Below are 22,366 nucleotides of genomic sequence, written 5' to 3' on the forward strand. Positions count from 1 at the left end.
GGTGGGTCAAGACCACCCAATGAAAAGGAGTTTTGTCGTGAGCGAATTCGATAACGTCCCGCCGCCGCCGGCAACCACGGATGCCCCGGCCGACCAGCGCACCATGGCGCTGGCTGCGCACCTGCTGGGCATCTTCACCTGGTTCATCGGCGCCCTGATCATCTGGCTGATCAACAAGGATGACGCCAGCAAGGCTTTCGTGACCGACCAGGCCAAGGAAGCGCTGAACTTCCAGATCACCGTGACCATCGCGATGGTCATCAGCATCATCCTGATGGTGGTGATCATCGGCGGCATCCTGGCGCCGATCGTGGGCCTCGTCAACCTGGTGTTCTGCATCATTGCCGCAGTCAAGGCCAACAACGGCGAAGCCTATCGCTACCCGTTCACCCTGCGCCTGATCAAGTAAGACCGGCTGCATGCGGAACTGAAAACGCCCGGCATTGCCGGGCGTTTTCATGTGCGGGGAGCGACGGGGGCCGGCGAGCGAGCAGCGATCAATGATCGCGTTCGACCGCCAGCGTCGCCAGCGCACGCAGTGCATCGGCCTCTTCCCCGTATCCGGCCAGGATCGCCTGCATGCGCGCTGCGAGCTCGTGCAGCTGGGCCTTCGCACCGTCCATGCCAAGCAGCGCGGGGAAGGTGCTCTTGTCCTGCGCCTGGTCCTTGCCGGCGGTCTTGCCCAGCTGTTCGGAACTGGCTTCGACATCGAGGATGTCATCGCGGACCTGGAAGGCCAGGCCGAGTGCATCGGCGAAACTGTCGAGCTGGGCCAGTCGGGGCTCGGGGGCCTGGCCGCACAGCGCACCCATGCGCACCGCCGCGCGGATCAGTGCGCCGGTCTTCAGTGCATGCATGCGGGTCAGTGCCGCCAGGGTCTGTTGCTGGCCGGTAGCATCGATGTCCAGCGCCTGGCCGCCGCACATGCCGGAGGCACCGGACGCGTGGGCCAGGGTCTGCAGGCAGGCCACGCGCAGCGTGGCCGGCAGCGGCGCATCGGCCAGCAGGCCAAAGGCACGGGTCTGCAGGGCGTCACCGGCGAGGATCGCGGTGGCTTCGTCGAAGGCGATGTGGGTGGTCGGCTTGCCGCGGCGCAGCGCGTCATCGTCCATCGCCGGCAGGTCGTCATGCACCAGCGAATAGGCGTGGATGAGCTCGACGGCCATCGCCGCCGCGTCCAGGTGTTCCGGTTGCGCGCCGAACAGGTGGCCACTGGCGTACACCAGCAGCGGGCGCATGCGCTTGCCGCCGCCCAGCACCGAATAGCGCATGGCCTGGTGCAGGCGCTGCGGTGCTTCGGCAGGCGAGGGCAGGGCGGCGTCGAGCTGGCTTTCGATACGGTCGCGCCAGCGCGCGAACAGAACCTCAGCCGTCATGGCTGGGCGGATCGAAAGGCTCGGATGCTTCCGGTTGGGCCGGATCGCTGAGCAGGCGCACGCGCAGTTCGGCCTGCTCCAGCGCCTGCTGGCACTGGCGATACAGACCGACGCCACGTTCGTAAGCACTGAGCGAGGCTTCCAGGCTCAGCTCGCCGGTTTCCATCTGCTCCACCAGCTGTTCCAGCGATTCGAGCGATTGCTCGAACTGGGCGACCGGGGAGGCGTTTTCGGGGGACTTCTTGGCCATGCGGCAAGTGTGGACGGGCCGCGCGCGGGGGTCAATTCACCAGCCGCCGGGACGCCACAGCAGCTGCGCGCCATGGGCCTGCAACCAGGCCTGCAGCGGCGCGCCGATGACCACATCGGCGGCGGCCAGCAGCTGTGGTCCATCGAAGAGCAGCGGCAGCTGGGCGCGCCGCCAGGGGGCAAGGTGTTCGCGTTGCAGGCAGTCCTTCAGCGCATGCGAATGCGGGCGACCGGGCAGCAGGATGCGCTCACCGCCCACGCGTGCCCGGACCTGCAGTGGCCGTTCGAAGCCGGCGGCGCCCTGCAGGCGCAGTTGGCCGCCATCAGGCAACGCCAGGGGGGCATGCCCATCCCAGTCGGCCTGCCACTGGCGGGGCAGCGCCGGCAGCTGCGCGGGCAGCAGATAGGCATGGTCGCGCCATTGCCGGATGGCATGATCGCGCCAGCGCAGCCGGGCCTGGCGATCGTTGCCGGCCGGCAGCAGTTCGTCCAGTCCCTGCTGCAGCACCTTCGCCGGCAGTGGGGCGGCGCCGTGGCCGACCACCCAGGCACGCAGCACCCGCGCGGCGCGCCCGGGCGAGACCTGGCGCAGCAATGGCAGCGACAGCACGCGCGGTGCCACTTCCAGGTGCGCGATCAGCTCGGCGTCCTCCTCATCGAGCAGCTGGCGGGTCTGCCCGCAGTGCGCCGCGCTGCCCGCCAGCGCCGCAGCGGCATGCGGCCAGCGCTGGCGCAGCAGCGGCAGCACTTGCAGGCGCAGGAAGTTGCGATCGGCGTGGTCGTCGCCATTGCTGGGGTCTTCGATCCACGGCAGCGCGTGCTGGCGCGCGTAGTCGAGCAGTGCACTGCGCGGGACCGCCAGCAGCGGCCGCCATAGCGGATGCTGGCCAAGGTGGCTGTGTGCCGACATCGCGGCCAGGCCATCGACGCCGGACCCCCGCAGCGCACGCAGCAGGAAGGTCTCGGCCTGGTCGTCCTGGTGCTGCGCCAGGGCCAGCGTTTCGCCGTCGCGCAACTCGGCCGCGAACGCCGCACGCCGGGCCTGCCGCGCTGCGCCCTCAAGGCCGAGGCCTGCGCGGTTGTCGATCTGCACGCGATGCACGGCCAGTTCGATGCCCAGTGCTGCGCATTGCTGCTGGCAATGCAGCACCCAGTCATCGGCGGCCGGTTGCAGGCCATGGTGCACGTGCACCGCACGCAGTGCCGTGCCGGAAAGCTGTGCGCAGCGCCACAGCCAGTGCAGCAGCACGGTCGAGTCGACACCGCCGCTGTAGCCCACCAGCAGCGGCGCATCCAGCGCAACAGGGGCGGGGAAGGCAGTCACGGCGGCAAGTATAGGGTGGGGTTTACTTGGCAGGGCTGCGCCCTGCACCCGCTACGGGCCAGAGCAACAGCAACAGCAACGGCAGAAGCTGGTTTCCTGAAGGTTGGCGGGGTGGGTCCGGTTGCGGGAGACGCCGTAAACCCGTCCATGGGGGCTTGGCCGCGGCATCCATGCCGCGGACACTCCCGCAACCGGACCCACCCCGCCCTCGACAGTTTCCTGCGAACTGTCGGGTTGCTCATGGGGTCAGATCCGTTTTCCTGCGGAAAACGGATCTGACCCCGGATTCAATTCGATATCTGACAGATTCGATCCACGCAAAGCGTGGATGGTCCAACCGTCACCGGAAATCTGTCGGGGGTGGGGCGGTGTGGGTGGGCAGGACCGTTGGCGCCATGGATGGCGCCATCGAGCCCCCATGGACGGGTTTACGGCGTGTCCTGACCACCCACACCGCTCCGCCCAACTCACAGAAAACCAGAGCCGCTTTTGATCTTGATTTGGCTTCGGCTTCGGCTTCGGCTTCGGCAGGTGCAGGGCGCAGCCCTGCCGAAAAAACTACTTCACCCGGCGGCCCGCGCGGTCGATGCGGAACCACTCTCCGCCTTCCATCGGCGTGTGGCCATCGGCATCCGGCGTACCACGACGGCAGCCGTTGCAGACCTCGGCCACGCCCTCCTGGAACGGCCAACCGAAATCGAACGTGCCGGGTACCACCTGGCGGAACGTCAGGTCGAAGTAGCCGATGCGCTTGCCGATGCGGCCGCGCAGCAGTCCTTCCTGCGGTGTTTCCGGGCCGTTGTCCCAGGTCAGCACCGGCAGGCTGCGGCCCTTGCGGTCGACGTAGTGGAAGCCCTGGTCGGCGTACACCACGGCCAGGCCGTGGTCGTCGTAGTTCAGGTCTTTCAACGTGCCGGCGCTGATCTTCGGCCGATGATCGACCACCTCGCAGCCGGGCAGCGGCCACAACCCGTGTTCGTCAGTCAGCAGCTGGCATGCCGGTGCCTGTGCCAGCGCGCTGGCACTGGCCAGCACGCCAAGCAGGGCCAGCGACCGCGCGAAGCGGCCGCTGGCAGGGGCAGGGCGGGCCTGCCGCACGATCACTTGGCCTCGGCCTTGCGTTCGAATGCCGTCGGCGCCGGCAGCTGTACCGGCACGCCCTTGTCATCGCAGGTGCCGGCCTGGCACAGGCGCTCGCGCAGGGCCGGGGTGGCCTGCACGATCATGTGGTAGATCGCGTTCTGTTCCAGCGTGCCGTGGATCGCCTTGCTGCCCGGGCCGCGCGCCCAGATGCCGACGTCCTCGCCGCCGTGCGACTCGGACTTCATCGGCACCAGCGCCTCCTGCATGTAGTCCGGATGCTCGGTGTCGACCTCGCGCAGGTTCGGGCGGCCGTTGGCCGGTTCGAAGCTGCTCGGGTTGTGCGGGTAGCGCTTCGGGCCGGCCGGCTGCTGGTTGCTGCTGCCGGTATGGCCCGGGCCGTTGGCATAGCTCAGCGTGGTGTACGGCTGGCCGGTGCCATCCAGTGCGTAGTCCAGCTTGCCGGCGCCATCTTCGCCACCCTTGTCCTTCACCTTGCCCAGGATCGGGTTGCCGCGCGCCGGGTAGCCGACGAAGTTCAGCGTGTGCGAGTGGTCGGCGGTAACGATGATCAGGGTGTCGTCGGCCGAGGTCAGCTCGTTGGCCACGCGCACCGCGTCGGACAGCGCCACGGTCTCGGTCAGTGCACGGTAGGCGTTGCCGCTGTGGTTGGCGTGGTCGATGCGCGCGCCTTCGATCATCAGCACGTAGCCTTCCGGGTGCTTCGACAGATTCCTGATCGCTGCCGCCGTCAGTTCGGCCAGGCTCGGCTCGCCGCCCGGATCCTGCGGGCGCTCGTATTCGTAGCGCATGTGGTCCGGCTCGAACAGGCCGAGGATGGCCGGTGCATTGGCGGCGGCGGCCAGCTGCTTGCTGTTCCACACGTAGGCGCCCTGCGGGTGCGCCTGCTGCCATTCCTGCACCAGGCTGCGACCATCCAGGCGCTGGCCGACCTTGTCGTCGTACTCCGGATCGCGCTCTTCGACGGTGGTGAACTCACCGCGGCCGCCCCCCAGGGCAACCAGCGGGCCCCGGCCGTAGCGCGAGGTCGACAGCAGCTGCTGGGCGATGTCCTTGCAGCCCGCGGCCTTGGCCGCCTCGGTCAGGTCGGTGTCGTTTTCCCAGTTGCGCTCCGGCGAGTGCGCGTAGGTGGCGGCCGGGGTCGCATGGGTCAGCCGCGCGGTGGATACCACGCCGGTAGCCAGGCCAGCGCTGTCGGCCAGCTGCAGCCAGGTCAGCAGGCCCTTGGACAGGCTGTCGGCGCAGTCGGTACGGCTGCCGGCGCTGACACCGATCGCGCCCATGTGGGTCTTCACGCCGGTGGTGATGGCGGTCATGGTGCCGGCCGAATCCGGGGTCTGCGAATCGGTGTTGTAGGTCTTGCTGAACGCCGTGGCCGGGAAGCGCTCCCACGACAGCAGGTTCTCTTCGCCCGAGCCGCCCTTCTGCTGGCCCTCGTAGATGCGCGAGGCGGCCACGGTGGTCAGGCTCATGCCGTCGCCGAGGAACAGGATGACGTTCCTGGCCTTGCCGGACATCGCGCCGTTGGCGGCGGCCTGGGCGGCGCCGCTGCGGTACCACCACTGCGGGGTTTCGCCGGCCGGGTGGGCGACCGGGGCGACGGCGATCTTCAGGCCGGCCGGGGCGGAGGCAGGGGAGGTGCTGGCGCAGGCGCCGAGCAGCAGGGTGGTGGCGCAGGCGGCCAACAGGGAGACAGAACGGCGCATGGACGCTGGGATCTCACAAACTGTAACGGGACATTCATTATGCCCGCCCTCGCAAGGCACGCCGATGACACACTGATTTGCCGGTCGGGCGGTCGTTCCGCAGGCCGCGTTGGGCTATCGTGCCAGCATCCCTTCCTTCCCTCTGGATTGCCTATGAAGCTGGTCTCTGCCTGGCTGCGGATTCCATTCTGGCAGCGCGTGGTCGGTGGCTTCGTGCTCGGTGCGCTGGCTGGCTGGGCGCTCGGCCCCGCTGCGGAAACGTGGTTCGGCCCGCTCGGCGAGCTGTACGTCACCCTGATCAAGATGATCGCCGTGCCGCTGGTGTTCTTCGCGGTCATCAACGCGATCTCGTCGCTGCACGGGCAGAAGTCGGTGGCCGCGCTCAGTGGCCGTACCTTCCTGTGGTTCGTGATCACCGCAGCATTGGCGGTGTGCGTCGGGCTGGGCGTGGGCACCGTGCTGCAGCCCGGCGCCGGTGGCCTGCAGCTGACGATGGCCAGCAACTACGTGCCGCGTGAAGTGCCCAGCGTGGTGCAGGTGCTGCTGGACGTGGTGCCGGCCAATGTCTTCTACGCGCTGTCCGGCATCGGCACCAAGGTCAACGCGGCCGGTGAGACCGTGCTGGCGGCCGGTCGTGGCTCGATCCTGCCGGTGATCTTCTTCGCCGGGCTGGTCGGCTTTGCCATCGTCAAGCTCGGCGAGAAGGTGACCGAGGCGCGCAAGCTGGTCGGGCAGATGAGCGACATCATGATCCAGGTGACCCGCTTCGTGCTGGAAGTCACCCCGATCGGCACCTTCGGCCTGATCGCCGGCCTGGTCGGCAGCTATGGCTTCGAGAAGCTGCTGCCGCTGGGCCATTTCGTGCTGGCCCTGTACGTGGCCTGCGCCCTGCACATCGTGGTGGTCTACAGCGCGCTGCTGCTGGCGCACGGCCTGAACCCGCTGAAGTTCTTCCGCGGCGCGGCGCCGGGCATGCAGGTGGCCTTCGTCAGCTCGTCCAGCTTCGCCGCGATGCCGGTGGCGCTGCGTTCGATCACCCACAACCTGGGCGTCAACAAGGACTACGGTTCGTTCGCGGTGCCGCTGGGCGCCAGCATCAAGATGGACGGCTGCGGCGCGATCTATCCGGCGCTGTGCGCGGTGTTCATCGCGCAGTACAGCGGTGTGCCGCTGACCCCGGAGCAGTACGTGGTGGTGCTGATCGCTTCGGTGCTGGGCAGCTTCGGTACGGCCGGCGTGCCGGGGACCGCGGTGATCATGGCCACGGTGGTGCTGAGCGCGGCGAACCTGCCGCTGGAGACCATCGGCTACCTGTACGCCATCGACCGCATCCTGGACATGATGCGCACGATGACGAACGTGACGGGCCAGATGCTGGTGCCGGTGATCGTGGCCAAGGAGACCGGGCTGCTGGACCAGGCGGTGTATGACAACCCGTCCAGTAACGTGGGCGTGGACGACCCCGACCCGACACCACCACGCGGCTGAGGTTGCGTGGAGATGAAAGGCCCGCCCTGACCCGGCGGGCTTCTTGTCTGGGAGCTGGCTGGCGCGGTGGCGGTCAAGCCGGGCCTGGTAGATCCACGCCATGCGTGGATGGAGGCGGTGCCGACCCAGGTCGGCACCCACCAAAGGTCACCAGAGGTCAGTAGATCCACGCCATGCGTGGATGAGGGCGGTGCCGACCCAGGTCGGCAGCGACCCACCATTACGCGGGCCCAACAAAAAAGCCGCTGCAGGGCAGCGGCTTTGCTTTGCGTATCAGGCGGCGCCGTGGCGCCAGCCGGTCAGAGGTCGACCCGGCGAGCCTGCATGAACTTGTTGCCCCAGTAGCCACTGAGCAGGGTGTCCACGCGCACGTCCTTGCCCGAGCTCGGTGCGTGCAGGAAGCGGCCGTCCCCCACGTAGATGCCGACGTGGTCGACGCGGCCCTTGCGGCCGAAGAAGACCAGGTCACCGGCCGCCAGCGCGGTGCGGTCGTTGATCAGCTCGGCGTTGTCATCGTGCGCCATCTCGCGCGAGACACGCGGCAGCTCGATGCCCAGGGCCGAGCGGAACACATAGCCGACCAGGCCGCTGCAGTCGAAGCCGCTGTCCGGATTGCTGCCACCCCACCGGTAGGGGGTACCCAGCAGGGTCATCGCGCGGCGCAGCAGCGACTGCACCTTGCCGTTGTCCGCGGCGGTGCCGACGACGCTGCCATTGGCGGCGCTGCTGGTGTCGTAATTGGCGAGCAGGCGGCTGAGGTCACCGGCCACCACGGCCGAGCGGTCCATCAGCGGAATGGTGTCGTTGGCGGCCAGGTGCGGCAGCAGCGCGGCCAGCGTGGCGCTGGCGGCGGCATCGACGCGGCTGCGCTGGGGAGCGGCAGCCTCGGCCTTGGCGGCCGGTCGGGCGGTGCTCTCGGCCACCGGGGCCGCGGGTGCATCGGAACGGTTCGGAACCGTCTGCGACCAGGCCGGAAGGCTGGTCAGGCACAGTGCCAGGCCAAGCAGCAGCGGGCGGGCACCACGTGAAGATACGGAAGTCTGGCCTTCGCTTTTCAGGTCGTCAGTCGTCACGCGTCGGTCACAGGAAAAAAACGATGGGGCATCATGCCCTGTAAAAGCGCGGATAAGTTAAAAATTCCGTTAGTAATTCGTTAGTTCCATGGTGATTCTCGTCACAGTTTTGAACATATCGCCTGTTCATTTTAGCGAAGGACGCGTTTCGCCCCTGTGTAGTGGTCCTTCCAGTAAGGTCCACTGAGCGAGTCCAGGCGCACCGTGCCGCCGGTGCTCGGCGCGTGCACGAAGCGTCCTTCACCCACATAGATGCCGACGTGGGTGACGCTGCCGCGGCTGCCGAAGAACACCAGGTCGCCGGTGGCCAGGCGCTGCGGATCGATCTTCGGGCCCTGTACCGCAGCGAGGTCGCGCGAGGTGCGCGGCAGCCGCAGGTCCAGCATCTCGCGGTAGACATAGGCGACCAGGCCGCTGCAGTCGAAGCCCGAGTCCGGGGTATTGCCGCCATAGCGGTAGGGCGTGCCGACCAGGCTGATGGCGCGCATCAGCACCGAGTTGGCGGCCTCGGGGTTGTCCGGCACGGTCTTTGGCCAGTTCGCCGTCGGCGGCGGCGGGGCCGGACGGGTGGCCTTGCCGCCGCCGCAGGCGGTCATCAGCAGGGGCAGGGCCAGCAGCAGGGCCGGGGCAAGGAACCGGCGCGGGCCGGACGAAACTGGCGTGATGTGCATGATCTCCGGATAATGCGCCACCTTGGATTGGCCGTCATGATGGCGGCGTCCCCGTCGGGCGACAACCCGCCCCAACCCGCCTGCCTCCGGCAGATCCAGACAGAGTTGCGCATGAAGATCGAAAAAGACCGCGTTGTCCGCTTCCACTACACCGTTTCCGAAGTCGGCCAGGAGCCGATCGAATCGTCCAAGGACCGCGGCGAGCCGCTGGCGATCCTGATCGGCCACGGCAACATCATCCCGGGCCTGGAAAACGCCATGATGGACAAGGAAGCCGGCGCGACGTTCAACGTCGACGTCAAGGCGGCCGACGCCTACGGCGAGCGCCGTGAGGGCCTGTCCCAGCGCGTGCCGAAGAAGCACTTCGGCAACACCAAGCTGGCTCCGGGCCAGCAGGTGGTGCTGCAGACCAACTTCGGCCCGCGTGCGGTGACCGTGCAGAAGGTCGGCATGAGCGTCGTCGACGTCGACCTGAACCACCCGATGGCCGGCAAGGACCTGCACTTTGACGTCGAAATCGTCGACGTGCGCGAAGCCGGCAAGGAAGAGCTGGACCACGGCCACGTCCATGGCGACGGTGGTCACCAGCATTGATCGCAGCGCGATCGTGATGGCAGCGACGGCCCGCTTCGGCGGGCCGTTGTGTTTCCGGGCCACGACGCGGGCGTCCATGCCGCGCGGGCCGGCGGCATAATGGCGGACCTGCCCGACGGACGCCCCGTGAACGCTGTTTCTCCTTCCCTGCAGCCGATGGCCTCCGGCGAACGCATCGCGGTGCTGGACGTACTGCGCGGCGCGGCACTGCTGGGCATCCTGCTGATGAACATCGAGGCCTTCAGCGGCCCGCTGGACTTGGCCTTCACCGGCATCGACACGCACTGGCAGGGCATCGACTCCTGGGCCGATGCGTTGGTCTATGTGTTCGTACAGGGCAAGTTCTTCACCCTGTTCTCGCTGCTGTTCGGCGCCGGCTTCGCAGTGATGGCGCAGCGCGCCGAGGTGGCCGGGCGCGCGTTCACGCCGTTCTACCTGCGCCGCAGCGCTGGCCTGCTGCTGATCGGCCTGTGCCACGCGCTGCTGGTCTGGTCCGGCGACATCCTGGTGATGTACGCGTTGGTCTCGTTGCCGCTGCTGGCCTGCCGCGAGGCGCCGCGCAGCTGGCTGCCGTGGATGGGCGTGACGGTCTACCTGGGCGGCGTGGCGATGATGCTGCTGGTGGGCGCGATGGTGTCGATGGCTTCGGCGGAGGATGTGCAGAAGATGCTCGCCGAAGCACAGCAGGCCATCGCGCAGCAGCGCCTGGTCTACGGCCACGGCAGCTGGATGCAGGCCACCACGCAGCGCCTGCACGAGTTCGGATCGTCGATGGGCGCGCTGCTGATCACCGGTCCGGAAGTGCTGGGCATGTTCCTGATCGGCAGCTGGTTCACCGCCAGCGGCGCACTGGCATCACCCGAGCGCTTCCCACGGCTGTACGCGCTGCTGCGTTGGGTGGCGCTGCCGCTGGGCCTGGCGGTCACGCTGCTCGGCGTTGCCTGGAAGCCGTATCTGGCACCGGGCGCCTACGACCTGCCGGTGACCGCAGCGATGGCACTGGTGACGATCGGCGGGCTGCCGATGTGCCTGGGTTACCTGGCGTGGATCGTGCATTGGCGCGCGCGGCTGGAATGGCTGGCGCCGGTCGGGCGCATGGCATTGACCCACTACCTGGCCCAGTCGCTGCTGTGTACCTGGCTGTTCTACCACTATGGCCTGGGTGGGTTCGAGCGGATGCCGCGCAGCGTGCAGTTGCTGTTCGCGCTGGTGGTGTTCGCAGCGCAGGTGGCTGTTTCGCACGCATGGCTGGCGCGCTTCCGCTTTGGTCCGATGGAATGGCTGTGGCGTGCGATGACCTACCGGCAGTGGCCACCGATGCGGCGCAGGGCGGAGCAGGGCTGAGCGATGGGCGCGCATGCGCTGTGCTGATCGGTCGCGGCCCCATGCGTCCTCACGCCTGGCTTGCGGCGGGGCATGGCATGCTCGGCATCAGCATGAGCACCGGTGGTGGCCAGCGGATCGCCGATCACGTCCTGCGGCCGCGCGCTGGTGATCGATCCTGCCCCTACCGACCGAGCGATTCCGATGAGCACTGCACCCTATGATTACGACCTGATCGTCCTTGGCGGCGGCTCCGCCGGCCTGGCCGGTGCGATCCGCGCGGCCCAGCATGGCCGGCGCGTGGCGCTGCTGGAGCCGGGTGAACTGGGCGGCACCTGCGTCAACGTCGGCTGCGTGCCGAAGAAGGCGATGTGGCTGGCGGCCGACCTGCACGAGCGCATCGGCCTGGCCAACGCGATGGGCTTCGATGTCGAAGCACGCCCGGCGCTGTCGTGGAAGGAACTGGTGATCCATCGGCAGGCCTACATCAGCAACATCCACACCAGCTACCACAAGCGCCTGGATGAAACCGGCGTGGTACGGATTCCGGCGCGCGGCCATCTGCTCGACGCGCATACCGTGGCCTGCAGCGACGGCGTGCGCTACAGCGCCGAGCACATCCTGATCGCCACCGGCGCGCACCCGCTGCGCCCGGAGATTCCCGGCGCGGAACTGGGCCTGGTCTCCGATGATTTCTTCGATCTGCGCGCGGCACCGGCCGAGGTCGCGATCATCGGTGGCGGTTACATCGCGGTGGAACTGGCCGGGCTGCTGCAGGCACTGGGCAGCCGGGTAAGCCTGCTGGTACGGGGGCAGCGCCTGCTGGAGCGCTTCGATTACGAGCTGACCGATCAGCTGGCCGAGAACCTGAAACAGCAGGGCGTGCGGATCCACTTCGGCTATCGCCTGCGCGAACTGCAGCGCGATGGCGAGCGCGTGCGTGCGTTCGGCCATGACGGCCCGATGGACAGTGTGTTCGATGCGGTGTTCTTCGCTGCCGGCCGCCGCGGCAACAGCCGGGGCCTGGGTCTGGAAGCGCTCGGCATCGGCATCGGCGAGCATGAGCAGGTGCAGGTGGACGAGTGGCAGACCACCGGTGTGCCGACCGTGCACGCGGTCGGCGACATCGCCGGCAAGGTCGGCCTGACCCCGGTGGCGGTGGCCGCGTCGCGGCGGCTGATGGACCGGCTGTTCGGGGGCCGCCCGCAGTCGAAGATGGATTACGAGAACGTGGCCAGCGTGGTGTTCTCGCACCCGCCGCTGGGCGCGGTGGGCATGAGCGAGGAAGAAGCGCGCCGGCGTTTCGACCAGGTGAGCGTCTACCACAGCCGCTTCCGCCCGATGCTGCAGGCGCTGGCCAACGGCACCCAGCGCAGCCTGTTCAAGATGGTCTGTGCCGGCCCGGAAGAACGCGTGGTGGGCATCCACCTGCTGGGCGAAGCGGCCGACGAGATCCTGCAGGGCTTTGCCGTGGCGGTGAAGATGGGCGCGACCAAGGCCCAGTTCGACGACACCGTGGCGATCCACCCGACCTCGGCCGAGGAAGTGGTGCTGATGCGCTGAGCCGGGCCGTTGTGGCTTTACAGGGCATCGGGCGCCCCCATGCGACAATGGGCGTCCCCACGCCTTGCCGGGCCGCCCTGCGCGGCCCGCCGTCGTCCTGATGTCCACTCCCGCTTCCCGCATCGCCACTGCTTCCCCGCGCATTGCGCTGGGCGGCATCGGCCTCGCCGCGATCGGCGCCGTTGCCGCGTCGGGCAAGGCGATCATCGTCAAGCTCGGCCTGCGCCATGGCGTCGATGCCACCACGCTGCTCGCGCTGCGCATGCTGATGGCGCTGCCGCTGTTCGTGCTGATGGCCCTGTGGGCCGCGCGCCGGGCCGAGCCGTTGTCCTGGGCTGATCGCGCCCGCGTGCTGTGGCTGGGCTTCACCGGCTATTACCTGTCCAGCCTGCTCGACTTCCAGGGCCTGCAGTACATCAGCGTGACCCTGGAGCGGCTGATCCTGTACTTGAACCCGACCCTGGTACTGCTGATCAACGTACTGCTGGCGCGCCAGCGGCCGGGCCGCTGGCAGATCGGTGCGCTGGTGCTGAGTTACCTCGGCGTGCTGCTGGCCTTCGGGCACGACCTGCAGCGCGAAGGCGGCCAGATCATCGTCGGCAGCCTGCTGGTGCTGGGCAGTGCGCTCAGCTATGCGCTGTACCTGTTCGGCAGCGGACAGGTGGTCGCGCGCATCGGTGCGGTGCGGCTGACCGCCTATGCCAGCTGCGTGGCCAGTGTGCTGGTGCTGCTGCATTTCGCAGTGACCCATCCGCTGCCGTTGCTGTGGCAGGCACCGGCGCCGGTACAGTGGCTGTCGCTGGTCAACGCCACGGTGTGCACGGTGCTGCCGGTGCTGGCGATCATGCTGGCGGTGCAGCGCGTGGGTTCGTCGCTGGCCGCACAGGTCGGTATGCTGGGCCCTGTTTCCACCATCGTGATGAGCCTATGGCTGCTCGACGAACCGATGGGGCCGGCGCAGATCGCCGGCACCGTGCTGGTGCTGATCGGCGTGCTGCTGGTGACCCGGCTGCGGCACTGACCCCGGAGCAGGCGCGTGCGCGCATCCTGGCGGTGATCCGCGCGATCCCGGCGGGGCAGGTGATGGGCTATGGCCAGGTCGCGATGCGCGCTGGCCTGCCCGGGCGTGCGCGCTTGGCCGCACGCGTCCTGGGCCAGAACGACGATCCCGACCTGCCCTGGCACCGTGTGCTGCGCTCGGATGGGCGCATCGCCATGGCGGAAGGGTCGGCCGGCTGGCGCGAGCAGTCGCAGCGCTTGCGTGCCGAGGGCGTGCAGGTGGAAAACGGCCGGGTGCGGATGCCGGCGGCCGATCCGGCGGCGGCGCTGGATGCTGCTGTGTGGGGGCCCGGCTGAGCATCGCTGGCGACTGAACAGGGCATCCCGTGGGCGCGCCAACATCACACGGTGCTGCGGCTATGATGGAGGCCGTTCCATGCCGGTGCTCCCATGTTCCCGCGACTGCCAACCGTCACCAAGGCCCTGCTGATCGCCAACGCGATCCTGTTCCTGCTGCAGCAGCCGTTCCTGCTCGGCATGCAGACCTTCGAGCCGTTCATGCTGCAACCGCTGCAGCAGGGCTTCGACGCGTTCTCCCCCGGCGGCAACTTCCAGCCGTGGCAGCTGCTGACCTATGGCTTCCTGCATGGCAGCTTCGGCCACCTGTTCTTCAACATGCTGGCGGTCTTCATGTTCGGCGCGCCGCTGGAGCAGACCTGGGGCGAGAGGCGCTTCCTGCTGTACTACCTGGTCTGCGTGGCCGGTGCCGGTGTCTGCCAGCTGCTGGTGGGTACGCTGCTGGAAAACCCTGCCACGGTGCTGGGCGCTTCCGGCGGCGTGTTCGGACTGCTGCTCGCTTACGGCATGCTGTTCCCGAACCAACGGGTGATGCTGCTGTTCCCGCCGATCCCGATGAAGGCGCGCACCTTCGTGATCCTGTTTGGCGTGGGCGAACTGGTGCTGGGCATGACCGGCTGGCAGCCGGGCGTGGCCCACTTCGCGCACCTGGGCGGCATGCTGTTCGGCTGGTTGCTGATCCGCTACTGGCGTGGGCAGCCGCCATTCAAGCGCCGCCCGCCCGGCCCACCGAAGCGCCCCAACCATCTGCGCAGCGTCAAATGATCCGAAGGATCATTTGACGTTGTAGGTGCCGACCGTTGGCCGGCACGCCTTCTCCCACGCTGTAGGTGCCGACCGTCGGTCGGCACGCCTCTACAGATCCTGCAACACCACCTGCGCCGCGTTGTGCCCCGGCGCACCGGTGACGCCACCGCCGGGGTGTGTGCCCGAACCGCACAGGTACAGCCCGGGCAGGGCGCCGCGATAGCCGGCCTGGCCGACCATCGGCCGTGCCGAGAACAGCTGGTTGGCGCTCAGTGCGCCGTGGAAGATGTCACCGCCGACCAGGCCGAAGGTGCGTTCCAGGTCCAGCGGCGACAGCACCTGTCGGCCAAGCACGCTGTCGGCGAAGCCCGGTGCATACCGGTCGACGGTCGCGATCATCAGATCGGCTACGGTGTCGCGGTGATCATCCCAGTGACGTCCATCGGGCAGCACCGGTGCCACGTGCTGGCAGAACAGACTGGCCACATGCCGGCCGACCGGCGCCAGCGAAGCGTCCAGCGTGCTGGGAATCAGCATCTCCACGATCGGTTCGCGCGACCAGCCGTCGCGGCGCGCATCCAGCCAGGCGCGGTCCATGTAGTCCAGGCTGGGTGCCATGATGATGCCGGCGCTGAGGTGATCGCCGGGGCCGGGCAGGGCGCGGAAGTCCGGCAGCCGCGACAGCGCCACGTTCATCCGGAACGTGCCGGAACCGCAGCGCCAGTTCGCCATGCGTTCGCGGGTCGCGTCCGGTACCTGTGCCGGGGCCAGCATCTGCTCGTACAACAGCTTCGGATTGACGTTGGCGATCACCGCGCGTGCACGCAGGATTTCACCGTTGGCCAGTTCCACTCCCACGGCACTGCCGTGTTCAACCAGTACGCGTCGCACGCCGGCGTCCACCTGCAGTTCCGCGCCAGCCGCGCGTGCAGCGGCGGCGATGGCCTGGCTGATTGCGCCCATGCCGCCGATCGCATGGCCCCACGCACCCTTCAGGCCATTGCACTGGCCGAACACATGATGCAGCAGGACGTAAGCGCTGCCCGGTGTATACGGGCTTGCATAGTTGCCGACAATGCCATCGAAGCCGAACAGGGCCTTGATCGGCTCGCTCTCGAACCAGCGGTCCAGGTACTCGGCCGCCGACAGCGTGAACAGGTCCAGCAGTTCCTGCCGCAGCGATGGATCCAGCACCGCCAGTTCGCGGCCGAGGCGGCCCATCTGCCACAGCGCGGGCAGGGCACGCCAACCGCCGGCCACGCCCAGATCCGGCGGTGCACGCAGGGCCCATGCGCGGAGCACGTCGGCGAACATCTCCAGGCGCGCTTCGTAGGCGGGCAGGCGCTGCGCATCCCGCTCGGAAAATCTGGCGACTTCGGCCTGGGTGCGGCCCGGTGCCGACAGCAGGTAGCGGTCGTCGGGCAATGGCAGGAAGTTGTTGGCCGGGCGATTGATGATGCGCAGCCCATGCGCATGCAACTGCAGGTCGTCGATCACCTTCGGTTGCAGCAGCGACACGGTGTATGACGCCACCGAGTTGCGGAAGCCTGGATGAAACTCCTCGGTGACCGCAGCACCGCCGAGAACGCCACGACGCTCCAGCACCCGCACCTTCTTTCCGGCGCGTGCCAGGTAGGCCGCGCAGACCAGGCCATTGTGGCCACCGCCGATGATGATCGCATCCCAGGACATCAGCACCTCGAAAAAGGGGACGGAGGGGATTAAGTCGCAATTCGCACGGGGTCAGCAGCGGTGGGGAGAAACGACTTAATCCCCTCCGTCCCCTTTTTGGATGGCGGCCTGGAGGGTGGCGATGTCGATCTTCTTCATCGGCATCATCGCGTTGAAGGCGCGCTTGGCCAGCGCCTTGTCCTGGCTGGTCACCGCTTCGATCAGGACGCGTGGGCTGATCTGCCACGAGATACCCCAGCGGTCCTTGCACCATCCGCATTGGCTCTCCTGCCCGCCATTGCCGACGATCGCATCCCACAGGCGGTCGGTCTCGGCCTGGTCGTCGGTCTGGATCTGGAACGAGAACGCTTCGCTGTGCTTGAACGCAGGTCCGCCGTTGAGCCCGACGCAGGGGATGCCGCAGACCGTGAATTCAACGGTCAGCACGTCACCTTCCTTGCCGTCCGGGTAGTCGCCCGGGGCATGATGCACGGCCGTCACCGCACTGTCGGGCAGGTTGCCGGCATAGAAGGTGGCGGCCTCGAGCGCGTCGTTGTCGTACCAGAGGCAGATCGTGTTCTTGTGTGCCATGTCGGGGCTCCGCGATGGACGAAGCCGCAGCGATAGCATGCCCGGCGTTAACCCGGGATCGTGCTGCACCCGCAAAAAAAAGGGGCGCCCGAAGGCGCCCTTTGCGTTACCACGGCCGCTGAAGGCTCAACGCCAGACCTTGATCTGCTCGGCTTCGCTGCGCTGCATCGGCTGGCCGGCCTTGCAGCTGAAGGTGGCGCCGAACGCCGGCAGGTTGGCCAGCGTGCCATTGCTGCGCCACAGGCCCGGCGCGCGGATGTCGGCGGTCAAGCGGCGCGCGGCCTCGTTCGGCGACAGTTGCTGCGCCCACAACGCCGACCAGGCGCGGAAGAAGCCCTGCTGCTGTGCCGGCTTGGCCTTCGGCTCCTGCGCGGTGTACGCGGCCCAAGCCAGTTCCAGCCCGGCGATGTCGGCCAGGTTCTCTTCCTGGGTGAGCGTGCCGTTGACCTTGGCACCCTTCACGCCCGGGAAATCGTAGGCGCTGTACTGCGCGGCCACGCGGTTGCCGAGCAGGGTCCAGGCGGTCTTGTCTGCCGGCGTCCACCAGCTGCGCAGTTCGCCCTTGGCATCGACCAGTGCGCCCTTGGCATCAATCGCACGGGTCAGCTCATGGCCGACCAGGCCACCGAAACTGCCGAACTTGTCGGCGGCATCGGCCTTGGCGTTGAACACCGGGCCCTGCAGGATCGCAGCGGTGACGATCAGGCGGTTCTGCGCCAGATCGTAGGCCAGCGACGGCTGCTGCGGCAGCACGTCCCAGCGGCGGTCGGCGTTGCCCTTGCCGATGCGCTTCATTTCCTCGCGGTGGCGCCAGGTCGACGCGATCAGCATGTTGCCGCCGAACGAACCGCGGCCCATCGGTTGCACGCTGTAGTCGAGATCACGCAGCGGGGTGCCGATCTCGATCTTCAGCGCGGCCAGCTTGGCCTGCGCTTCGGTCTTGGCTTCGGCACTCATCCAGCTGCTGTTCTTGACCGCCTCGATCTGCACTTCGCGCACCTTGTCGACGATCCATGCGGCCTGGCGACGGTCTTCGGCCGACAGGTAACGGGCCGCGTATTCGCGGCCGAGCATCGGACCGGCGGCCACGTTGATCGCCTCCAGCACATCTTCCCAACGCGGCGGCGGCAGCGTTTCGCCACGCAGCACGCGGCCACGGAACTCAAACTCCGCGTCGCGGTAGGCCTTGGACAGGTAGGGCGCCATCGAGTCGCCCACGCGCCAGCGCAGGTAGGCCTTCCACTGGTCCGGCTTGAGCTTGGTGACCATGCCATCGAGCTGCTTGAACAGGCCCGGGTCGGCCAGCGAAACCAGGTCGTCGTCCACGCCCTGGGCCTTCAGGAACGCGTCCAGCTGCAGGTTGCGGTAGCGGCTGTTGAGCTCCTTGGTGGAGATCGGCGCGTAGTTGTTGAACGGGTTGTTGATCCCGGCCAGCGACTGCGCGTTGCGCGCCAGCTCGGTCTCCAGTGCGATCACCGACTGCGACTCGGCATCGAGCTTGGCCGCCGGCGTGCCGGTCAGTGCCAGGATCTGCTTCACGTAGGTGCGGTAGCGGCCCATCAGGGCCACGGTGTCGGCGTCGGTGCGGGTATAGAACGCCGGATCCGGCAGGCCCATGCCACCCTGCATGAAGTAGCCGATGTGACGATCAAGTGCCTTCAGATCGACGTCCGGGCCGAAGTTGAAGGCCACCGGGATGCCGACCTGGTGCAGCGCGGCGATCGACGCCGGCACATCCTTGGCCTTCTTGATGGCATTGATGCGGGTCAGCAGCGGCGCGATCGGGTTGGAGCCGTCCGCTTCCACCGCTGCCTCGTCCAGGCCGCTGGCCCAGAAGTCGCCCAGCAGCTTCTGCACGTTGCCCTGCGGCGACTTCATCGCGGCGTCGAGCAGTTCACGCTGCTGCTGGCGGCTGCGCTCGACCAGCTGGCCGAGCGCGGTGGTGGCGCCGGTCTGCGGCACCGGGTTGGCCTTCAGCCAGCCTGCATTGGTGGCGTCGTAGAAGTCGCTGCACTGGGCGCTGACGGCCGGGGCGCGAGCGGCCTTCTTCTTGGCGGCAGCAAACGCATCGTGGGTCGGGACCAGGGTCGCCAGGCTGATGCCCAGGGCGATGGCAAGCGGACGGAAATTGGGCATGTGGAACGAATCCGTGATGGATTGAGGGCGCGCGCACTATAGCAAGCCGGGCATGGGCGCGGCATGCACACATCACGCGCCGTCTGCCGGGCATCGCGCGGCGCTGCCACCGGGCGCGGGGAGGCGCGCGACATGCACGCGTCACGGCGTGGTCGGCAGGGGTGCCACGCCTTGCGTGGACGGCGGGCATCGCAAAAAAGCAAAGGCCCGGGAAGTCCCGGGCCCTTGCAGGTCTGCCGCAGCGTCAGCCGTGGCTTACCAGATCACCACCTGCTGCTCGCCGGTGCGGGCCATCGGCGAACCGGCCTTGCACTGGAACGCGGCAGCGAAGGTCGGCAGGTTCGACGGCGCACCCATGGCGCGGAACTGCGCCGGGGCGTGCGGGTCGGTGGCCAGGCGGACCTTGGCGTTTTCCGGGGTGTACTTGGTGCGCCACACGGTGGCCCAGTTGAAGAAGAAGCGCTGGTCGCGGGTGAAGCCGTCGACCTTGGCATCTTCCTTGCCGGCGGTGGCCTTCTGCAGGGCGTCGTAGGCGGTGGCCAGGCCGCCCAGGTCGGCGATGTTCTCGCCCAGCGTCAGGTGGCCGTTCACCGCCTGGCCGTCGACCTTGTACTGGTCGAACTGCTTGACCAGCTTGCCGGTCAGGCCTTCGAAGTTCTTCTTGTCGGCCGGGGTCCACCAGTCTTCCATGTTGCCGGTCGGCCCGAAGCGCGCACCCTGGTCGTCGTAACCGTGGGTCATCTCATGGCCGATCACCGCACCGATGCCGCCGTAGTTCAGCGCGTCGTCGGCCTTCGGGTCGAAGAACGGCGGCTGCAGGATGGCGGCCGGGAACACGATCTCGTTCTGCAGCGGGTTGTAGTAGGCGTTGACGGTCTGCGGGGTCATGCCCCACTCGGTCTTGTCCACCGGCTTGCCGATCTTGGACAGGTTGAACTTGTAGTTGAACTCGTTGGCCGCGCGCACGTTGCCCAGGAAGCTGTCGCGCTGGGTCTGCAGGCCCGACCAGTCACGCCACTTGTCCGGGTAACCGATCTTCGGGGTGAAGGTTTCCCACTTGGCGATGGCCTTGGCCTTGGTTTCCTCGCTCATCCAGCTCAGACCCTGGATGCGGTCCTTCAGCGAGGCAGCCAGGTTCTTCACCAGCTCTTCCATCTTCGCCTTGGCTTCCGGCGAGAAGGCCACCTTCACGTACAGCTGGCCGAAGGCTTCGCCGGCGTCATTCTCGATGGTGCCCAGCACGCGCTTCCAGCGCGGCTTCTGTTCCTTCTGGCCGTTGAGGGTCTTGCCGTAGAACTCGTAGTTCTCCTGCACGAACGCGTCGGCCAGGTACGGCGAGGCGCTGTCCACGGTGTGGAAGCGCAGGTAGGCGCGCCACACCGACGGATCGGTGTCGCCCAGCGCCTTGCTCACTTCCTCATGGAAGGCCGGCATGGCCAGCGAGAACTTCTCCGGTGCGGCCACGCCCTGCGACTTGAAGAATTCGGTCCAGCTGAAGTTCGGGGTCAGCTTGTCGGCGTCGGCCAGGGTGACCGGGTTGTAGTACAGCTCGACATTGCGCGACAGCTCGACGCGCGACTTGGAGGCCTTGGCCAGGCGGGTCTCGAACTTGACGACCTCTTCCGCCTGCTTGGCGGCATCGGCAGCGGCGACGCCGGACAGTTCCAGCACCTTGGCCACGTGCGCCTGATAGGCCTTCAGCTTGTCGGCGTTCTTGGCGTCGGTGTAATAGGTGGTATCCGGCAGGCCCAGGCCGCCCTGGCTGGCGTAGGCCATGTTCACGGCCGAGTTCTTGAAGTCGGCTTCGGCACCGAAGCCGAACAGGAGGTTGTCGCCCTTGGCGGCACTGGTGCGCAGGTAGTCGGCGATGGCCGCCTTGTCCTGCAGGCCGTCGATCGCGGTCAGGTCGGCCTTCAGCGGCTCGATGCCCTGTGCGTTGATCTTGGCTTCGTCCATGCCGGTGGCCCACAGGTCGCCGACGATCTTCTCGATGTGGTTCGGGTTCTTGACCTGCGCGACCTGTTCGGCCAGCTGGTGCTGCACGGCCACCGAGCGCTCGTCGAGGATGGTGAACGCGCCCCAGCTGGTGCGGTCGCCCGGGATTTCATTGGCGGCCAGCCACTTGCTGTTGACGTAGTCGCCGAAGGCGGTGCAGGCGTCCTTGGTGGTGTCCAGGTCGCTCGGCTGGAAGGCGTTGTAGGCCGGCAGCTTGCTCTCGTCCAGCTTATAGGTGGTGGCTTCGGCGGTGGCCGGGGCGGAGGCGGCGGCGTCCTTGGCCGGGGCTTCAGTCTTGCCGCAGCCGACCAGCGCGGCCGAAACGGCCAGGGTCAGCAGCACGATCTTGGGAGTACGGGTCACTTGAATGGCCTCCGGGCCGAGTGAGTCAGGGAGTGGCCGCAGGTGCGACCGTGGCCGAACGATACGCCGCCGGCCAGACCTGCAAGGGTGTCGAAGGTCATGGTCAATGGCAAGCCGGCCTGCCCTGGCGGTGGTCGGTCGCCAGCAGGCAGGATCGGCATGGTCCGTTGGGGGCGGCGGTGCGCCCTCAGCGCAGGCCAGGGGTCGGCTGGGGCGGTTCGTCCCCGGTCACCGGCTCGGGGGCGTCAACCTGTGGAGCAACATCGGGGATTCGGCTACGCGCCTGGTTTTCGGTGGAAACCGGGGCTACGTTGCCAATCTCCACGCGTCCCACCCGCGGTGTCGACCAGATGCTGTCCTGCCATTGCCGGTACAGCTGCGGGTCCCAGTAACGGGTGTCGTAGAACTTGCTGCCATCAATCTGTTCAGTGGTGCCATTCGGGCCCGGCACGAGAATCTTGACGTTGCCCGCAAAGCCGGTGCGGCTGCCGGTCATGCGCTTCTGTTCACGCCGCATTGCCAATGCGAGGCGCGGCTCGGCGGCAGCGTCTCCAAACCGTGCATACACCGCTTCGCCCTGGCCGATGGCCTGGTTGCGTTGGTATTCATCCAGCGCGGCCCAGTAGCGTTCGCGCAGTTCGACGAAGCCCTTGTAGCCACGCTCGGCAGCCAGGTCCATCCAGACGTAGGCCAGCGGGCGGTCGACCGCCGTGCCAGTGCCGTTCCACAGCATTTCAGCGACCCTTGCCTGCGAGACCTTGTCCCCGTAGAAACCGGCGCGCTGGAAGAACGCAAATGCAGCGGGCAGGTCGTTGGCGCGCTGTTTTTCCATGCCCAGCATGCGGAAGCGCAGGTCGGGATGACCGTTCAGGAAGCCCGCGCTGATCATCAGCGGATCATCGGTTGGATCGCTGGGCAGCGGGGCCGTGGAAGGCGCTGGAGGCGCCGCCGCCAGCATGGCCGGCGAGGCCAACGCGACCAGGAGAGGGAGTGGCGAAAGCCAATGCAGTTTCATGTTCATCAATCCGTGATGGCAGCA

20 protein-coding genes and 1 pseudogene are annotated in these 22,366 nt (G+C 67.7%); 9 read left to right on the forward strand and 12 right to left on the reverse strand.

The features are described from left to right. Positions 1 to 37: 37 nt before the first annotated feature. Positions 38 to 409, forward strand: coding sequence for a DUF4870 domain-containing protein (locus AC5P9C_RS00735; protein WP_049467833.1), 372 nt, complete (start codon positions 38 to 40; stop codon positions 407 to 409). A gap of 88 nt (positions 410 to 497) precedes the next feature. Here AC5P9C_RS00735 and AC5P9C_RS00740 read toward each other — a convergent pair whose 3' ends face one another. The 5 genes from AC5P9C_RS00740 to AC5P9C_RS00760 all read right to left on the reverse strand — a co-directional run bounded on the left by AC5P9C_RS00740 (position 498) and on the right by AC5P9C_RS00760 (position 5,756). Further along, entirely contained in the window at positions 498 to 1,376 is an 879-nt protein-coding gene (locus AC5P9C_RS00740; RefSeq protein WP_057494612.1) for a polyprenyl synthetase family protein, read from the reverse strand. Further along, positions 1,366 to 1,626, reverse strand: coding sequence for an exodeoxyribonuclease VII small subunit (locus AC5P9C_RS00745; protein ID WP_005410522.1), 261 nt, complete (start codon positions 1,624 to 1,626; stop codon positions 1,366 to 1,368). Before AC5P9C_RS00745 ends, AC5P9C_RS00740 begins: the two co-directional genes overlap by 11 nt. 36 nt (positions 1,627 to 1,662) lie before the next feature. Continuing rightward, the gene (tilS, locus tag AC5P9C_RS00750) at positions 1,663 to 2,949 is read right to left on the reverse strand and encodes a tRNA lysidine(34) synthetase TilS (protein ID WP_343540584.1); all 1,287 of its coding nucleotides are present in this window, start codon (positions 2,947 to 2,949) and stop codon (positions 1,663 to 1,665) included. A 558-nt stretch (positions 2,950 to 3,507) separates the two neighbouring features. After that, positions 3,508 to 4,053 (reverse strand): WG repeat-containing protein, encoded by a 546-nt coding sequence (locus tag AC5P9C_RS00755; protein ID WP_343540585.1) that lies wholly within the window; start codon positions 4,051 to 4,053, stop codon positions 3,508 to 3,510. After that, entirely contained in the window at positions 4,050 to 5,756 is a 1,707-nt protein-coding gene (locus tag AC5P9C_RS00760) for an alkaline phosphatase (protein WP_495205059.1), read from the reverse strand. Before AC5P9C_RS00760 ends, AC5P9C_RS00755 begins: the two co-directional genes overlap by 4 nt. A gap of 153 nt (positions 5,757 to 5,909) precedes the next feature. On the opposite strand from AC5P9C_RS00760, the gene AC5P9C_RS00765 reads away from it, so the two are divergent. Then, on the forward strand, positions 5,910 to 7,244 hold the full coding sequence (locus tag AC5P9C_RS00765) for a dicarboxylate/amino acid:cation symporter (protein WP_005410518.1): 1,335 nt from the start codon (positions 5,910 to 5,912) through the stop codon (positions 7,242 to 7,244). Between the two features lie 299 nt (positions 7,245 to 7,543). Here AC5P9C_RS00765 and AC5P9C_RS00770 read toward each other — a convergent pair whose 3' ends face one another. Further along, entirely contained in the window at positions 7,544 to 8,317 is a 774-nt protein-coding gene (locus AC5P9C_RS00770; RefSeq protein ID WP_053091670.1) for a C40 family peptidase, read from the reverse strand. A 131-nt stretch (positions 8,318 to 8,448) separates the two neighbouring features. Next, complete coding sequence (locus tag AC5P9C_RS00775) at positions 8,449 to 8,988, reverse strand: C40 family peptidase (protein WP_014038010.1); 540 nt, start codon at positions 8,986 to 8,988, stop codon at positions 8,449 to 8,451. Positions 8,989 to 9,099: 111 nt separating this feature from the next. Here AC5P9C_RS00775 and AC5P9C_RS00780 point away from each other — a divergent pair, with 111 nt between their 5' ends. The 7 genes and pseudogenes from AC5P9C_RS00780 (at position 9,100) to AC5P9C_RS00810 (ending at position 14,589) form a co-directional block, all read left to right on the forward strand. Further along, positions 9,100 to 9,582: an FKBP-type peptidyl-prolyl cis-trans isomerase gene (locus tag AC5P9C_RS00780; RefSeq protein WP_014647924.1), complete on the forward strand. Its 483-nt coding sequence runs from the start codon at positions 9,100 to 9,102 to the stop codon at positions 9,580 to 9,582. A gap of 99 nt (positions 9,583 to 9,681) precedes the next feature. Further along, positions 9,682 to 10,926: a DUF418 domain-containing protein gene (locus AC5P9C_RS00785; RefSeq protein ID WP_343541263.1), complete on the forward strand. Its 1,245-nt coding sequence runs from the start codon at positions 9,682 to 9,684 to the stop codon at positions 10,924 to 10,926. A gap of 38 nt (positions 10,927 to 10,964) precedes the next feature. Next, positions 10,965 to 11,091: pseudogene (locus AC5P9C_RS00790) on the forward strand (amino acid dehydrogenase); the annotation flags it as partial. Positions 11,092 to 11,109: 18 nt separating this feature from the next. Beyond that, entirely contained in the window at positions 11,110 to 12,468 is a 1,359-nt protein-coding gene (gene gorA, locus AC5P9C_RS00795) for a glutathione-disulfide reductase (RefSeq protein WP_495205069.1), read from the forward strand. Between the two features lie 100 nt (positions 12,469 to 12,568). Next, positions 12,569 to 13,489: a DMT family transporter gene (locus AC5P9C_RS00800; protein ID WP_343541262.1), complete on the forward strand. Its 921-nt coding sequence runs from the start codon at positions 12,569 to 12,571 to the stop codon at positions 13,487 to 13,489. Next, positions 13,396 to 13,824: an MGMT family protein gene (locus tag AC5P9C_RS00805; RefSeq protein ID WP_223224825.1), complete on the forward strand. Its 429-nt coding sequence runs from the start codon at positions 13,396 to 13,398 to the stop codon at positions 13,822 to 13,824. The genes AC5P9C_RS00800 and AC5P9C_RS00805 overlap by 94 nt, the downstream gene beginning before the upstream one ends. 93 nt (positions 13,825 to 13,917) lie before the next feature. Further along, complete coding sequence (locus AC5P9C_RS00810) at positions 13,918 to 14,589, forward strand: rhomboid family intramembrane serine protease (protein WP_343541261.1); 672 nt, start codon at positions 13,918 to 13,920, stop codon at positions 14,587 to 14,589. Between the two features lie 90 nt (positions 14,590 to 14,679). On the opposite strand, the gene AC5P9C_RS00815 is transcribed toward AC5P9C_RS00810, so the two are convergent. The 5 genes from AC5P9C_RS00815 to AC5P9C_RS00835 all read right to left on the reverse strand — a co-directional run bounded on the left by AC5P9C_RS00815 (position 14,680) and on the right by AC5P9C_RS00835 (position 22,342). Then, positions 14,680 to 16,263 carry a phytoene desaturase family protein gene (locus AC5P9C_RS00815; protein WP_206632458.1) on the reverse strand — a complete coding sequence of 528 codons (1,584 nt, stop codon included), beginning with the start codon at positions 16,261 to 16,263 and terminating at the stop codon, positions 14,680 to 14,682. A 75-nt stretch (positions 16,264 to 16,338) separates the two neighbouring features. After that, positions 16,339 to 16,833, reverse strand: a complete 495-nt coding sequence (locus AC5P9C_RS00820; protein WP_182067585.1) for a VOC family protein — start codon at positions 16,831 to 16,833, stop codon at positions 16,339 to 16,341. 126 nt (positions 16,834 to 16,959) lie between these two features. Further along, positions 16,960 to 18,969, reverse strand: coding sequence for a M13 family metallopeptidase (locus tag AC5P9C_RS00825; RefSeq protein ID WP_053460975.1), 2,010 nt, complete (start codon positions 18,967 to 18,969; stop codon positions 16,960 to 16,962). Between the two features lie 255 nt (positions 18,970 to 19,224). After that, positions 19,225 to 21,327 carry a M13 family metallopeptidase gene (locus AC5P9C_RS00830; protein ID WP_049470601.1) on the reverse strand — a complete coding sequence of 701 codons (2,103 nt, stop codon included), beginning with the start codon at positions 21,325 to 21,327 and terminating at the stop codon, positions 19,225 to 19,227. Between the two features lie 187 nt (positions 21,328 to 21,514). Further along, complete coding sequence (locus AC5P9C_RS00835) at positions 21,515 to 22,342, reverse strand: SEL1-like repeat protein (protein WP_313287243.1); 828 nt, start codon at positions 22,340 to 22,342, stop codon at positions 21,515 to 21,517. Positions 22,343 to 22,366 lie beyond the last annotated feature (24 nt).

It is taken from the genome of Stenotrophomonas sp. YJH_SMC_10, assembly GCF_059371555.1.

Coding starts and splice junctions, on each gene's coding strand:
- AC5P9C_RS00785 (WP_343541263.1), top strand. CDS start 9,682: ATGGCGGACCTGCCCGACGGACGCCCCGTGAACGCTGTTTCTCCTTCC.
- AC5P9C_RS00810 (WP_343541261.1), top strand. CDS start 13,918: ATGTTCCCGCGACTGCCAACCGTCACCAAGGCCCTGCTGATCGCCAAC.
- AC5P9C_RS00805 (WP_223224825.1), top strand. CDS start 13,396: ATGGCTGCTCGACGAACCGATGGGGCCGGCGCAGATCGCCGGCACCGT.
- AC5P9C_RS00765 (WP_005410518.1), top strand. CDS start 5,910: ATGAAGCTGGTCTCTGCCTGGCTGCGGATTCCATTCTGGCAGCGCGTG.
- AC5P9C_RS00775 (WP_014038010.1), bottom strand. CDS start 8,988: ATGCACATCACGCCAGTTTCGTCCGGCCCGCGCCGGTTCCTTGCCCCG.
- AC5P9C_RS00800 (WP_343541262.1), top strand. CDS start 12,569: ATGTCCACTCCCGCTTCCCGCATCGCCACTGCTTCCCCGCGCATTGCG.
- AC5P9C_RS00745 (WP_005410522.1), bottom strand. CDS start 1,626: ATGGCCAAGAAGTCCCCCGAAAACGCCTCCCCGGTCGCCCAGTTCGAG.
- AC5P9C_RS00815 (WP_206632458.1), bottom strand. CDS start 16,263: ATGTCCTGGGATGCGATCATCATCGGCGGTGGCCACAATGGCCTGGTC.
- AC5P9C_RS00740 (WP_057494612.1), bottom strand. CDS start 1,376: ATGACGGCTGAGGTTCTGTTCGCGCGCTGGCGCGACCGTATCGAAAGC.
- AC5P9C_RS00835 (WP_313287243.1), bottom strand. CDS start 22,342: ATGAAACTGCATTGGCTTTCGCCACTCCCTCTCCTGGTCGCGTTGGCC.
- AC5P9C_RS00820 (WP_182067585.1), bottom strand. CDS start 16,833: ATGGCACACAAGAACACGATCTGCCTCTGGTACGACAACGACGCGCTC.
- AC5P9C_RS00780 (WP_014647924.1), top strand. CDS start 9,100: ATGAAGATCGAAAAAGACCGCGTTGTCCGCTTCCACTACACCGTTTCC.
- gorA (WP_495205069.1), top strand. CDS start 11,110: ATGAGCACTGCACCCTATGATTACGACCTGATCGTCCTTGGCGGCGGC.
- AC5P9C_RS00760 (WP_495205059.1), bottom strand. CDS start 5,756: ATGCGCCGTTCTGTCTCCCTGTTGGCCGCCTGCGCCACCACCCTGCTG.
- AC5P9C_RS00825 (WP_053460975.1), bottom strand. CDS start 18,969: ATGCCCAATTTCCGTCCGCTTGCCATCGCCCTGGGCATCAGCCTGGCG.